Genomic DNA, 13142 nt, shown 5'->3' with positions numbered 1-13142 from the left:
CAGGTCCGCTGTCGATGCCAATGAACGAGAGAACCCGATCATGATCAAAAGTGCCCCAAGTCACCGCGCCCGCTTGTCCAGACCGGCTCTGCGTGCTGCTTTGCTGCTGGCCCCGGCGCTGCTGCTGAGCGCCTGCGCCGCGCTGCGGCCGGCTGCTACGGCGCCCGCAGCTCCTCTGCCCACCGCGCCCTTCGTGCTGCTGGGCGAGGTGCATGACAACCCTGCCCACCATCTGGAGCGCGCGGCCCAGCTGCGCCGCTTGCTGGCCGACGGTCGGCGCAGCACCGTGGTGTTTGAGCAGATGGGGCGGGACCAGGACGCGGCCCTGGCCGCGGCCCCACGCGAGGCCGAGGCCCAGAGCCAGGCTGGCGGCCTGGACCGCCAGGGCTGGCGCTGGCCCCTGCACAAGCCCCTGTTCGAGGCGGCGCTGGCCGGCCAGGCCCAGCTGCGTGGCGGCAATATCAGCCGTGAGCAGGCTCGCGCCCTGGTGCGCCAGGGTGAGGCCGCCTGGCCCGAGGACTTGCTGCCGCTCAAGCTCGCCACGCCCTGGGCCCCGGCCCAGCAGCAGGCCTTGCAGGCCGAGATCGAGCAAGGTCATTGCGGCGCCATGCCCGCGCGCTTGCTGCCCGGCATGGTGCTGGCCCAGCGCGGCCGTGATGCGGCCATGGCCCAGGCCATGCTGCAGGCCCGCGCCGCCGGGGCCGAGCGCGTGATCCTGATCGCCGGCAATGGCCATGTGCGGCGGGACCTGGCCGTGCCCCTGTACCTGCAGGCCGCCGGCGTGCCGGCCGAGCAGATCCATGTGCAGGCCTATCTGGAGCAGGCGTCCGGCCCGGCCGCCGCCGAGCCCCAGACCGCCTTGTATGACCGGGTGGTGCGCACCGCCAAGGCGCAGCGTGAGGATCCCTGCGCCGCCCTTCGTCAGACGGGCAAGTCCTGAGCCCCAGTGGGGGGGGCTGGTGCGAGTGCAGCTCGTGATGTGGCGGCACAGTCCATTACAGTGCGCCCATGCAGCCCTCCCGCACGCCAGTTTTTCGCCGCCTGGCCGCCAGCCTGGCGGCCGCAGTGGCCCTGCTGCAGGGGGCGGCGGCTGGGGCGCAGTGCTCCCGACCCATCGTGGTGCCGGCGGCACCCACGGGCTTCAGCATGATGGTCGAGGGCGATGCCGTGCGTGGCATCTATCCCGATTGGCTCAGGGCCGTGGGCCGGCGCATCGGCTGCAGTTTCGAGTTTCCGGTCGTGCCCCGTGCACGGGCCGATCAGATGTTCTTCGAACAGCACAGCGCCGACATGCTCACGCCCTCATCGCAGACACGCGAGCGCGATGGACGGGCCGAGTTTGTGCACTTCTACAGCCTGACGCCGGTGCTGGTCACCCATCAGAGCGTGCGCGGCGAGATTCCACGCGATGTGGCGGGCCTGCTCAAGGACACGAAATGGCGGGCCGCCATGGTGCGGCGCTACAGCTTTGGTGACGAATACCAGGCGCTGCTGCGCGAGCTGGAGGCGGGGGGGCGGGTGGACTATGTTGCCGATCTGGAGATCGTGGAGCGCATGCTGCGCAGTGGCCGGGTGGACTTCACCATCTTGCCGGCCTCGCTGATGCACTCGGCCCTGCTGGACGGCCAGGCCGCTCAAAGCGCCGGCGAGTTCCGCTATCACGAGCTGCGCGGGCTCAGCCCCATACGCTCGGGCGCCTATCTCTCTCTGCGCTCCTTGCCGCAGCGCGATCGGGAACTGCTGCGCGAGGCCCTGGGCAAGGCGGCGCGTGACGGCTCATTCCGCAAGTCCCACGAGCCCTATCTGCCCGAGAGCGTGCTCAGGACGGATCGCTTTCTGAGCCACTAGGTGCGGCCATCCTTGGCGCCAGCGCGGGCTGTGCGGGCGGCGGATCGGGGGGCTCTTTGAGGGGCTCTTTGAGAGGCGTATCGGGCGCCATCTGCTCCAGCGCCCCCAGGGCGCGGCGCAGGCTGCTGGCGCTGGGCGACTCGATGTAGACGCAGCGCTTGCCGTGGCGTTTGCAGTGGTCCTTGACCCGCCAGTAGGCATCGTGGCTGATGCAGCCGGTCTGGCAGATCACCAGATCGGCCGCGGCCAGGCTGGCATCCAGCTTGGCCACGGCGTCTTCCTCGCCACCGTCGTGGTGCAGAAAGCGCCCGCCGGTGCGCTCTATCAGCTGGCGGTAGATGGGCACCACCGACTGCCGCCCGCCCACGCAGAGCACGGCGCGCTCGTTGAGCACCGGCACCGGCACCGGTTCGGTCCGCGCCGCGGCCTCGACCGGCACGGCTTGCTGGGGCGCGGCCTGCAGCGCTTCCTGGCGACGGCGCTGCTCGCGCTCCAGCTGTTGCTGGGCATGCAGCAGGGCGCGTTCGAGCTGGTGCATGCGTTCTTGCTGCTGGCGGATCTGCTGGGCCTGCTCCTGGCGGTGGCGCAGGCCCGGCATGGCGGCTTCCAGGGCCGCGAACTCTTCGCGCAGGCCGGCCAGCAGGCTGTCGCGCGCCAGCAGCTCGCCGCGCAGGCGCAGACGCTCGGCCTCCAGGGCCTCGATCTGGTGCTGGCGTTCGGCCAGCAGGCGGCTGCTGCGCGACTGGGCCTGGGCCAGCTCGCGGGCCAGCACCTGGTTCTCGTCGGCCAGGGCTTCCAGGCGCTGCAGATCGGCACGGTTGGCCGCGCCCACCTGGTGCTGCAGCATATGGATGTCGCGCAGCACTTGCTCCTGCAGCTCGGGCTCGCAGCGCGCGTGGGTCAGGGTGGCCCAGAGCGAGCCGGCCACATCGCTGCCGTTCTGGGCGGCCTGCCACCAGCGGCCCAGGGCCTCGGCGCTCTTGTGCTGGGCGGCCTGGCGCAGGGCCTGGGCGTAGCGCTGATCGAGTTCGCGCTGCAGGGTTTCGGCGATGGGGCTGCGGCGCGCGCACTCATTGATGGCGCCGCAGTGCAGGTCGTAGTCGGTGTTCAGCGGCACGCCGCCCAGGCTCTTGCCCAGACGGCGGCGCAGCACCGGCATGGGCAGGCAGACACCAATCACCGGGCACAGGGCCTGGCTGGGCAGCTCCCACAGACGGCGCCGGCGCGAGCCGCGCAGGGCCTCGCGCAGCTCGCGCGCCTCGCTGCAGGGTTCGAGCCGCTGCTTCAGGGCGGCGGGCAGGGCGGGCCGTGTGGGCGCATCGTCCTGCGCTGCCAGCAGCGGGCTGAAGATATTGGGCTTGTCGCACATGGTTCAGGCTTGCGTAGACATGGACGGGGCGGGGCGGTGCGGATCGGGGGCTTCAGGCCGCCTGGCGCAGCGGCAGCAGGGCCAGGCCCTGCGCGTCGCGCAGCAGGCGCAGGCGCATGTCGTAGAGCTGCTCCAGCAGGGGCAGGGCGGCGGGCAGGGCGTCGCAGTCGGCCAGCACCCGGCCCTGCTTGATCAGCCACAGTCGCTCGAAGTGGTTCATCGCCAGGTTCAGGTCGTGCAACACGGCCACCAGGGCATGGCCGCGCGCGGCGGCGAAGTCCGCCAGGCCGTCCATCAGGGCCTGGACCAGGCCGGGGTCCAGGGCGGCCAGGGGCTCGTCCACCAGCAGCAGGCCTTCGCGCTGGTCCCAGGCCTGGGCCATCACGCGGGCCAGCTGCACCCGGGCCTGCTCGCCGCCCGAGAGCGTGTCGAAGCGCCGGCCCCAGAGATGGCTGGCCTGGGCCGCGGCAAGGGCCTCGCGCAGGATGCGCTCGCCGCCCGGGTCCGCGCCCAGCGCCACCCGACCCAAGCTCACCACCAGCTCCACCGGCAGACCGAAAGCCACCCCCTGCTGCTGGGGCAGCACCGCGCGGCGTCGGGCCAGAGCGGCGCGGTCCCAGTCGGCGAGGGTGCGGCCCTCCAGCAAGACCTGGCCCCGGCTGGCCGGGCTGTCGCCGGCCATCAGGCGCAGCAGGCTGGACTTGCCGGCCCCGCTGGGGCCCAGAATGGCGATGCGCTCGCCCGCGCGCAGGCTCAGCGAGAAGGGGCCCATGGGCGCGGGCGCCGGGCGGCCGGGCAGGGCCAGCTCGGCCGCCTGCAGCTGCAGCAGGGGCGGCGCCATCACAGCGCTCCCGGCTGGCGGCGCAGGGCGCCGCGCAGCAGCCAGAGGAACCAGGGCGCGCCGATCAGGGCGCTGAACACGCCTACCGGCACCTCGGCCGGCACGGCCACGCTGCGGGCCAGGGTATCGGCCAGCACCAGCAGCAGGGCGCCGGCCAGCATGGCGCAGGGCAGCACGCGGCGCTGGTCGGCGCCCACCAGCTGGCGCGCCAGATGCGGCGCCATCAGGCCGATGAAGCCGATGCTGCCGCACCAGGCCACGGCCAGGGCGCTGAGCAGGGCGATGCCGGCCACGACGCGGCGGCGCAGCGCGTCCACATCCACGCCCACATGGCCGGCCGCTGCCTCACCCAGGGCCAGGGCATTGAGCTGGGGTGCCAGGCGCCGGGCCAGGGGCACGAGCAGGGCCAGGGTGGCGGCCATCAGGGCCACCATGCCCCAGTGGGCACCGGCCAGCGAGCCCAGGGTCCAGAAGTTGATGGCCCGCAGCTGCTCATCATTGGCCAGAAAGCTGCACAGGCCCACCACCGCAAAGCTCAGGGCCTGCAGGGCCAGGCCGCACAGCAGCAGGGCGGCCACTGAGCCCGGGGCCAGCCAGCGCGCCAGGCGGGTGAGCAGCAGGCAAACGCCCAGGGCGCCCACAAAGCCCAGCAGGGGCAGCAGCCACAGGCGCCAGCTTGGTGGCAGGGCCAGCTGCAGGCCTGCGAACACCGTCAGGCTGAGTGCCACCGCGGCGGCGGCGCCGCTGCTTACACCCAGCAGGCCCGGCTCGGCCATGGGGTTGCGGAACAGAGCCTGGGCCAGCGCCCCGGCCAGGCCCAGGGCCGCGCCCACGCTGGCAGCCAGCAGCAGGCGCGGCAGGCGCAGCTGCCACAGCACATGGGCGCTGGCGCTCACGGGCCCCTCGGCCCAGGGGCCATGCAGCCAGTCACGCGCCTGCAGGGGCACGGCGCCGAACTGCAGGCCCGCCAGCAGGGCCAGCAGCAGGGCCAGGGTCAGCAGCAGCGGACGCGAGAGCCGCGCGCCCGTGGCGGGGATGGCCGAGGGGCGCGCAAGCGCCGTCGCGGTAGGCAGGATGGCGGCCATGGTGCATCAGGTCCGGGTGGTGGCGGCGCCGTGGATCAGGGGCACCAGGCGTGCCAAGGCCTGGGGCAGGCGCGGGCCAAAACCCAGCAGCTCCATGGTTTCCATGGCCGCCACGCGACCGGCCTGGCCGGCGGGCGTCTGGGCGAGGCCGTTCTGCCGCAGCAGGCCGGCACTGCCGCCCAGCAGGTCCAGGCTCTGCTGGGTGCTGAGGATGAGGTCCGGCGCCGCGGCAATGGCCGCCTCGGGGCTCAGGGCCTTGTAGCCTTGCACGCCCTGCAGGGCGTTGCGTGCGCCGGCATAGGCCAGCATGGCCTCGGCCGCCGTTTCCTGGCCGGCCATGCGCAGCTGGCCCGGCGCATGCGCCATCACGAAGAGCACGCGCGGCCCGGCCGTGCCGGCGGCGCGGCGCCGTGCCAGCTCGCCCTGGGCCTGGGCCCACTCGGCCTGCAGGCGAGTGCGCAGCTCGCGCGCCTGGGCTTCGCGGCCCAGCAGGCTGCCCAGGCGTTCGGTGCGGGCCAGCACGCCCTCGAAGCGGTAGTCCGAGCGCAGCAGCTGCAGGGGCACGCGCGCGGCCTCCAGCTGGCGCAGCACGGCGGGCGGGCCGGCTTCCTCGGTGGCCACGATCAGACTGGGGCTGAGGGCCAGCAGGCCCTCGGCGGCCAGGGTGCGGGCATAGCCCACCTGAGGCAGGCGCTGGGCCGCGGCGGGAAAGATCGAGGTGCTGTCCACCCCGACCAGCAGGCGCTCGGCGCCCAGGGCGTAGATCAGCTCGGTGAGCGCGCCGCCGATGCTGACGACGCGCGGGGCAGGGCCGGCGTGGGCGCGCAGGGCGGGCGTGCCCAGCAGGGCCAGGGTACCGAGGCCCAGGAGCGGGCGCCGCCTCAGCATGCCGCCACTCCTTGCGGGCGGGCGTCCGGGGCGGGGCGGGCCTCGACCAGGCTGTCCAGCAGGGCGCGCCAGTCGCAGCGCTCGGCCTGGCCGGGCTTGCGCTCGCCAAAGAGCATGGCGATGTTGCGGCCCTGGGCGTCGAAGAGCTCCAGGGCGCTGACCAGGCCATCCACCGTGGGCTTGCGCACCAGCCAGGCGCTGGCGATATGGTCCTCGCGCAGATGCAGATTGAAGCTGGGATCCAGCACATTGATCCAGGGCCCCATCACCGCGACGCGCTGCACCGGGCCGCTGTGGATCTGGATCATGCCGGGATTGCCGGTGAAGACCATGATGGACACGCCCTGCTGCGCGGCGCGCTGCAGCAGCTCCAGCGCGCTGGACGTGGCCAGGGGCAGGGCATAGGCTGGGTCGGCCAGGCGCAGGGCCTGGGTGCGGGAGACGCCGTGCTGGCGCAGCAGACCGAAGAAGTCGTGCGTGTCGCGCAGCGAAGCCCAGTCGCGGCGCAGGGCGGCGGCGTCGATCTCGGCGTCGGGACGCTCGGCGGGTTCCTGCCAGGCCGGCGCGGTCTGCAGGCCGGGCTGCTGGTCCGGGGCCGCGAAGCGCTCGCACAGGGCCTCATAGGCCAGCAAGTCGCTCTCGGGGCGCAGAAAGACCTTGTGGATGGCCGCACCTGCGGCGTCGAAGAATTGCAGGCTGCGCTGCAGGGCGCCATCGGCCAGGCGTTCCTGCACCGCGAAACCGTGGCACCAGTGGCCGTAGAAGAGGCGCAGATCGATGGCGCCGCCCAGCACCAGACCCACGGGACCCTGGCGGCTGCTGTGGCGGTAGACCCCCACCTTCTCGTGGACGCAGCTGTCGTTGCGGGTGAGGGCCATCAGCTCGCCCAGGGGCTCCAGGGCGGCGATGAGTTCGGCCCACTCGGGGCGCAGGCGGCGGGCCTGCAGCGGGGATTCCTGGGGGTCGAAGCCGCCCAGATGGGCGGCCAGCAGCTCGGCCTCGCTGAGCTGCAGCTGGGCGGCCAGCTCGCGGTGGCGGACTTGACGTTCCTGGCGGGCCAGGCGGAAGGCGTGGCGGACGGCGCCGTGGTCGGGCGCGGGGCTGGCGTGCATGGGTGAACGCTCCTGTTCAGGGTCGGCATGAGCGTCCCCCGGAGCGTCCGAAGCCGGTGGTCCCGGCCCAGGGCGCCCCGGTGGGGCGGCGTGGCGGGCTGGCACAAGGCTGGCGTGTTGAAGGATGGGGCGACCGAGGTCGCGCTGCGGGGCGCTCAGCCCCGTCGGCGTGGCCGCAGCCTCACTTGGTGAGGATGAGCTTGCCCAGCGAGGTCAGGCGCAGGCGATAGAGCTGTCCGGCATGCTCGATCTCGATCTCGCGCTCCTGACCCATCAGGGACTGGCTGCTGAGCCGGCGACGGCCCGGCTGCGGCGGGGGCAGGCCCAGGGAGGACGCGGCCGGCATGCCGGGCTCATGCGCCAGGGTCTGGCGCGGCAGGGTGTGGACGGTGGTGCTCATGCTCGCATCTTAAATGCGAACTATTCGCAATAGCAAGCACAAAGCGCATCCCACCAAGGAGGGGCTGCGCGGCGGTCTGGCCCGCAGCTGCAAACGCTTCGCATGCAATGCGCCGGGGTCGGGTCTTGTCCGCCCTCAAGCGCAGGCGGGCGCACAATGCTCGCCAGTCCGCAAGAAGGAGATGAAGATGAAGGGCGATGCCAAGGTTCTGGAATACCTCAATGCACAGCTCAAGAACGAGCTGACCGCGATCAACCAGTACTTCCTGCACTACCGCATGCTGAAGAACTGGGGCTTCGAGCGCATGGCCAAGCACGAGTACCAGGAGTCCATCGAGGAGATGAAGCATGCGGACCGCCTGATGGACCGCATCCTGCAGATTGAGGGCCTGCCCAATCTGCAGGACCTGGGCAAGCTCTATATCGGCGAGAGCGCCGTGGAGATCCTGAGCTGCGATCTGCGTGTGGAGATGGGCTCGCACGGCCTGCTCAAGGAAGCCATCGCCTACTGCGAGAGCGTGCGCGACTATGTCTCGCGCGAGCTGTTGGAAGACATCCTCAGCGACACCGAGGAGCATATCGACCACCTGGAAACCCAGATCGAACTGGTCAAGCAGGTGGGCGAGCAGAACTACCTGCAGTCCCAGATGGGCGGTGGCGAGTCCTGAACCCGCTTGATGAACCGGCCCGCGATGGGCCGGCGACATCAGCAAGGCCGCGGCTCAGCCGCGGCCTTTGTCATTCGTAGGGTTTGTTGATGACTTTTCTGCGCAAATCCCGGCGGCGGCGCGGGTCTTTGCTGCGAATATGATTGAGAAAGGTTCGCATTTGCTTTAGAGTGCGTGACGCCCGGACACCTGATCCGCCGGGCGTTCCAGCCCGCTCACGCCACCATGATCGTCTGCCTCTGCCACCGAGTTTCCGACCGCGACATCCGCCATGCCGTGGACGCCGGCATCCGGAACTTCGAGCTCCTGCAGGACGAAACCCGGGTGGCCTCGGCCTGTGGTTGCTGCCACGACTGCGCCCGCGAGGTCTTTGATGTGGCGGTGGGCAGCAAGCAGGGCTGTCCGGGTCTGTGTCATGTGGACGTGGCCGGCGGCAGCGAACGCAAGGTCGTGCCGCTCAGCCTGGCCTGATGTGGCGTGCCGTCGCGGGCTGTCGTAGCCCGCGCGGCACTCAGGCGGCCTTCAGCAGGCCCTTGGTCTCAATGAAATCAATCACCTGATCCAGGCCGGTGCCGGTCTTGAGATTGCTCATCACAAAGGGCTTGGTGGGGCGCATGCGCCGGGTGTCCGCCTCCATGATCTCCAGATTGGCGCCCACATGCGGCGCCAGATCGGTCTTGTTGATCACGAAAAGATCGCTCTTGGTGATGCCGGGGCCGCCCTTGCGTGGGATCTTCTCGCCCGCGGCCACATCGATCACATAGATGGTCAGGTCCGAGAGCTCGGGGCTGAAGGTGGCGGCCAGGTTGTCGCCCCCGCTCTCCACAAAGACGATGTCGGCGTTCGGGAACTTTTCCAGCAGGCGGTCCACCGCTTCGAGATTGATGGAGCAGTCCTCGCGAATGGCGGTGTGCGGGCAGCCGCCCGTTTCCACACCCATGATGCGCTCGGGCTCCAGCGCGCCGGCCACGGTGAGCAGGCGCTGGTCTTCCTTGGTGTAGATGTCATTGGTGACCACCACCAGGTCGTAGCGCTCGCGCAGGTTCTTGCACAGCACCTCGACCAGGGTGGTCTTGCCGGAACCCACCGGACCGCCCACACCCACGCGCAGCGGGGGCAGCTTCTTGGTACGGCCGGGAATGTGGTGCAGGGGAGTGGTCGTGCTCATGGCTTGTGTCAGTATGGCGGTCCAGCGATGCAAGCAAACATAGTGCCATGAGCCATGAAATCCGGCCGGCCAGCGCCCGGGATGCCGAGCCGATCGCCAGCCTCTATCTGGCGGCCCGCCGCATTTACCTGGCCTATGCACCTTTGTCCCACACCGAGGCCGAGGTGCGGAGCTGGGTGGCCGACATCCTGCTGCCAGCGGGACGTACCTGGGTCGTGAGCGAAACGATCAAGGGGCCAGTGCTGGGCTTTCTCAGCGAGGCACCGGAGCTTGCCGAGGAGGAGGGTGCATGGATCGATCAGCTGTATCTGCATCCCGACCATATGGGACGCGGCCTGGGCACGCGTTTGCTGATGCATGCCTTGGCACGCCTGCCACGGCCGCTCAAGCTCCATACCTTCGAGGCGAACGCGGGAGCGCGGCGCTTCTACGAGCGTCATGGCTTCGTTGTGCAGGCGCGGGGTGATGGTTCGGGCAATGAGGAAGGCTGCCCAGACTTGCTGATGGTGTTGCGCGACAAGGGGCTCTGAAACGGAGCACACCACGGAGAAGAAGAACAACAAGGTCGACAGAGCGATCCTTGCCGCGCAGCGCGCATTCCGGATTCACCAGAACGCGCAGCGCCGCAAGGGGTGAACCTTGCGGCGGGGGGCGGAGCCGCAGCTCCGCGGGGGTCAGGTCTTGCCGTTGAGGCGCGGACCCGATGTGATCAGGGCTTGGCGGCCGGCTTGGTCTCGGTCTTGGCTTCAGGCTTGACGGCCGCCGCGGCTGCGGGCTTGGCCGTGGCTTCCTTGGCGGTCTCGGCCTTGGCGGCGGGCTTGGCGGCAGCCTGCGAGGCTGCGGCCTGAGCCGGTGCGGCCACCTTGGCTTCGACCTTGGGCTCGGCCTTCGCGGCAGCCTTCACCTCGGCCTTGGCCTCGGTCTTGGGAGCCGGCGTGGCCGCCGGAGCCGCAGGGGCTTGTGCCAGGGCAACACCGGCAGACAGGGCCAGCAGGGCGGTGCTCAGGGTGGTCTTCAGGGTGCTCATCGTGACTCTCCGTGGAGTGGTGAAAGGTAGTGACACAACGAGGGCGGAAGACCCGCAGTTGACCCCCTGGCGAGCTGCTTGCAATGTCTTACAAGTGGCTGCCGAACTGCTTCACGATGGCATCGGTCAGCGGCCCGCGCACGCTGCGCCGACACAGCAGGCCCAGGCTGCGCCGCAGCGGCAGGCCCGGTAGCGGCAGCACGCGCAGTGCCGGGTCTTGCTCCCAGCCGGCCTTGCGCAGCAGGGGGAGCAGGGCCACGCCCACGCGCTGACGCACCAGCTCGGCCAGGGCCTCGATGGAGTTGAGTTCCAGGAACTCCTGCCGCTTGGGATACCCCAGGCGGCGCAGGGCCTGTTCCACCAGCACGCCGGTGCGCTCGCTGCGGTCAAAGCGCAGAAAGGGGCTGCGGCTCAGCAGCCGGGCGGGACTCTGGCGCGCCGCATCGGCCGGCGCCAGCAGCACCAGGGCCTCCTCATACAGAGGAATCCAGGCGAGCCCCGGCGCAATGCGACCCGGGCCCCGCACCAGCACGGCGGCATCGAGCTGGCCGGCCTGCACCTGGGCCGCCAGCTCGCCCGACTTGGCCGAGACCAACTTGAGCTCCAGACCCGCGTGCGCCTGCTTGAGCGCCACCACCGCGTGGGCCAGTGGCGCGACGGCCGAGACCACGGCGCCCACCCGGTAGGCACCCTGCATGGGATCGGCGCGCTGGGCAGCGTCCCGCAGCTCTTCGTGCAGCTGCGCATCCAGGGCCAGCATGCGCTCCGCCCAGGGCAGCAGGGCCTGACCCGCGGCATTGAGCTGGGCCGAGCGCCCGCCCTGGCCGCCGCGGTCGAAGAGCGTGCGCTTGAGCTCGACCTCCAGATTGCGCATCTGCAGGCTCACCGCGGCCTGGGTCAGGGCCACCTCGGCCGCGCCGGCGGCGAAGGAGCCCTGGCGCGCCACGGCGACAAAGCAGCGAAGGGTACGCAGGCTGGGCATGGCAAGAAAGTCTTGTGATAGAGGCAAGAAATATTAGCTTTTCTTGCGATGGGCCAGCTCTCACAATCGGGACTCGTCACTTCCGCCCCCACTGCTTCCGGAGTTCTTCATCACCATGAGCCAGCACGCCTTTGACTGGAACAGCGGCTACCCCAGCCAGCGCAGCCCGCTGTTCGCCCGCACTATCGTGTCCACCTCGCACCCGCTGGCGGCGCAGGCGGGCCTGCGCATCCTGGCCCAGGGCGGCAATGCGGTGGACGCCGCCATCGCCACTGCGGCCTGCATGACCCTGGTGGAGCCCTGCAGCAACGGCCTGGGCTCGGACGCCTTTGCCATCCTCTGGGACGGCCAGCAGCTGCATGGCCTCAACGCCTCGGGCCGCGCGCCCCAGGCCTGGGATGTGGGCTATTTCCGCAAGAAGTACGGCGCTGAGGCCAAGAGCCTGCCCAAGCGCGGCTGGGATGCCGTCACCGTGCCCGGCGCGGTGGCCGGCTGGGTGGCTCTGAGCCAGCGCTTTGGCAAGCTGCCCTTTGCCGATCTGATGGCGCCGGCCATCGAGATTGCCGAGCGCGGCTATGCGGTGCCGGTGATCGTGCAGCAGAAGTGGACCCTGGCCTCCAAGGTCGAGGAGCTGGTGGCCCAGCCCGGCTTTGCCGAGGCCTTTCTGCCCAAGGGCCGCGCGCCCCATGTGGGTGAGCTTTTTCAGTTCAAGGCGGCGGCACGCACCCTGCGCCTGATCGCCGAGACCCAGGGCGAGGCCTTCTACCGCGGCGAGGTGGCTGCGGCCGTGGAGGCCTTTGCCAAGCAGACCGGTGGCGCGATGACCGCGGCCGACTTCGCGGCCTACCAGCCCGAGTGGGTCACCCCCATTAGCCAGGACTATGCCGGCCACACCCTGCACGAGATTCCGCCCAACGGCCAGGGCATCGCGGCCCTGATGGCCCTGGGCATCCTCAAGCATCTGGATGTGGCCCAGCATGCGGTGGACAGCACCGCCTCCCAGCATCTGCAGATCGAGGCCATGAAGCTGGCCTTTGCCGATGTCTACAAATACGTGGCCGAGCCCGCCGCGATGGCGATGACGCCGGCCCAGATGCTGGACCCGGCCTATCTGGCCGAGCGTGCCAAGCTGATCGACCCCAGGAAGGCCCAGGACTTCAAGGCCGGCAACCCGGTCAAGGGCGGCACCATCTACCTGACCACGGCCGACGAGAGCGGCATGATGGTCAGCTTCATCCAGAGCAATTACATGGGCTTCGGCTCGGGCCTGGTGGTGCCGGGCTATGGTGTCTCGCTGCAGAACCGCGGCCATGGCTTCACGCTGGAAGACGGCTTCGCCAACCAGGTGGCGCCGGGCAAGCGCCCCTTCCACACCATCATCCCGGCCTTCCTGACCCAGAACGGCCAGCCGGTGATGAGCTATGGCGTGATGGGCGGCAATATGCAGCCCCAGGGCCATATGCAGACCCTGGTGCGCATGCTCGACTACAAGCAGCATCCCCAGGCCGCCTGCGACGCGCCGCGCTGGCGCTTCAACGAGGGCCTGTCCATCAATGTGGAGCCCAGCATGAAGCCCGAGACCATCGAGGGTCTGCGCGCCCTGGGGCACGAGATCGGCGACATCCACGACAGCTACCAGGACTTCGGCGCCGGCCAGTTCATCTGGCGCCTGGGCGACCCGGCAGTGGAGGGCTATGTGGCGGCCAGCGACCCGCGCCGCGATGGCGCGGCCGTGGGCTATTGAGGCTGCCCGGG

At 70.4% G+C, this 13142-nt stretch carries 15 protein-coding genes; 6 read left to right on the top strand and 9 right to left on the bottom strand.

Features of this window, described 5'->3' with window-relative positions:
* The first annotated feature begins 40 nt into the window (after positions 1-40).
* Both DFR39_RS14640 and DFR39_RS14635 read left to right on the top strand, forming a co-directional pair.
* A complete protein-coding gene (locus DFR39_RS14640; RefSeq protein ID WP_133604324.1) occupies positions 41-940 on the top strand; it encodes a ChaN family lipoprotein in 900 nt (299 codons plus the stop codon).
* Positions 941-1008: 68 nt separating this feature from the next.
* Positions 1009-1848 carry a substrate-binding periplasmic protein gene (locus tag DFR39_RS14635; protein WP_133604323.1) on the top strand — a complete coding sequence of 280 codons (840 nt, stop codon included), beginning with the start codon at positions 1009-1011 and terminating at the stop codon, positions 1846-1848.
* Here the strand turns inward: DFR39_RS14635 and DFR39_RS14630 are convergent.
* The 6 genes from DFR39_RS14630 to hemP form a co-directional block, all read right to left on the bottom strand.
* The gene (locus DFR39_RS14630; protein WP_133604322.1) at positions 1820-3217 is read right to left on the bottom strand and encodes a DUF2325 domain-containing protein; all 1398 of its coding nucleotides are present in this window, start codon (positions 3215-3217) and stop codon (positions 1820-1822) included. The genes DFR39_RS14635 and DFR39_RS14630 overlap by 29 nt on opposite strands.
* Before the next feature lie 52 nt (positions 3218-3269).
* Positions 3270-4058, bottom strand: a complete 789-nt coding sequence (locus DFR39_RS14625) for an ATP-binding cassette domain-containing protein (RefSeq protein ID WP_133604321.1) — start codon at positions 4056-4058, stop codon at positions 3270-3272.
* Positions 4058-5143 (bottom strand): FecCD family ABC transporter permease, encoded by a 1086-nt coding sequence (locus DFR39_RS14620; RefSeq protein ID WP_133604320.1) that lies wholly within the window; start codon positions 5141-5143, stop codon positions 4058-4060. The genes DFR39_RS14625 and DFR39_RS14620 overlap by 1 nt, the downstream gene beginning before the upstream one ends.
* Before the next feature lie 6 nt (positions 5144-5149).
* The gene (locus tag DFR39_RS14615; protein WP_133604319.1) at positions 5150-6031 is read right to left on the bottom strand and encodes a heme/hemin ABC transporter substrate-binding protein; all 882 of its coding nucleotides are present in this window, start codon (positions 6029-6031) and stop codon (positions 5150-5152) included.
* The gene (locus tag DFR39_RS14610; RefSeq protein WP_133604318.1) at positions 6025-7143 is read right to left on the bottom strand and encodes a hemin-degrading factor; all 1119 of its coding nucleotides are present in this window, start codon (positions 7141-7143) and stop codon (positions 6025-6027) included. Before DFR39_RS14610 ends, DFR39_RS14615 begins: the two co-directional genes overlap by 7 nt.
* Before the next feature lie 181 nt (positions 7144-7324).
* On the bottom strand, positions 7325-7543 hold the full coding sequence (gene hemP / locus DFR39_RS14605) for a hemin uptake protein HemP (RefSeq protein WP_133604317.1): 219 nt from the start codon (positions 7541-7543) through the stop codon (positions 7325-7327).
* Positions 7544-7730: 187 nt separating this feature from the next.
* Here hemP and bfr point away from each other — a divergent pair, with 187 nt between their 5' ends.
* The gene (gene bfr / locus DFR39_RS14600; RefSeq protein ID WP_133604316.1) at positions 7731-8210 is read left to right on the top strand and encodes a bacterioferritin; all 480 of its coding nucleotides are present in this window, start codon (positions 7731-7733) and stop codon (positions 8208-8210) included.
* A 225-nt stretch (positions 8211-8435) separates the two neighbouring features.
* On the top strand, positions 8436-8681 hold the full coding sequence (locus DFR39_RS14595) for a (2Fe-2S)-binding protein (RefSeq protein WP_133604315.1): 246 nt from the start codon (positions 8436-8438) through the stop codon (positions 8679-8681).
* Between the two features lie 40 nt (positions 8682-8721).
* Here the strand turns inward: DFR39_RS14595 and ureG are convergent, their stop codons facing one another.
* Entirely contained in the window at positions 8722-9378 is a 657-nt protein-coding gene (gene ureG / locus DFR39_RS14590; RefSeq protein WP_133604314.1) for an urease accessory protein UreG, read from the bottom strand.
* Positions 9379-9425: 47 nt separating this feature from the next.
* Here ureG and DFR39_RS14585 point away from each other — a divergent pair, with 47 nt between their 5' ends.
* On the top strand, positions 9426-9908 hold the full coding sequence (locus DFR39_RS14585) for a GNAT family N-acetyltransferase (RefSeq protein ID WP_133604313.1): 483 nt from the start codon (positions 9426-9428) through the stop codon (positions 9906-9908).
* Between the two features lie 179 nt (positions 9909-10087).
* On the opposite strand, the gene DFR39_RS14580 is transcribed toward DFR39_RS14585, so the two are convergent.
* Together DFR39_RS14580 and DFR39_RS14575 are read right to left on the bottom strand one after the other, a co-directional pair.
* Complete coding sequence (locus DFR39_RS14580; protein ID WP_133604312.1) at positions 10088-10405, bottom strand: hypothetical protein; 318 nt, start codon at positions 10403-10405, stop codon at positions 10088-10090.
* 88 nt (positions 10406-10493) lie between these two features.
* Positions 10494-11387 carry a LysR family transcriptional regulator gene (locus DFR39_RS14575; protein ID WP_133604311.1) on the bottom strand — a complete coding sequence of 298 codons (894 nt, stop codon included), beginning with the start codon at positions 11385-11387 and terminating at the stop codon, positions 10494-10496.
* A gap of 115 nt (positions 11388-11502) precedes the next feature.
* Here DFR39_RS14575 and DFR39_RS14570 point away from each other — a divergent pair, with 115 nt between their 5' ends.
* Complete coding sequence (locus DFR39_RS14570) at positions 11503-13131, top strand: gamma-glutamyltransferase family protein (protein WP_133604310.1); 1629 nt, start codon at positions 11503-11505, stop codon at positions 13129-13131.
* Positions 13132-13142 lie beyond the last annotated feature (11 nt).

The organism is Roseateles asaccharophilus (genome assembly GCF_004362405.1).
Classification (GTDB): domain Bacteria; phylum Pseudomonadota; class Gammaproteobacteria; order Burkholderiales; family Burkholderiaceae_C; genus Kinneretia; species Kinneretia asaccharophila.
Note: the sequence above shows the minus strand (reverse complement) of the source record. Positions and strands in the feature narration are given on the sequence as shown.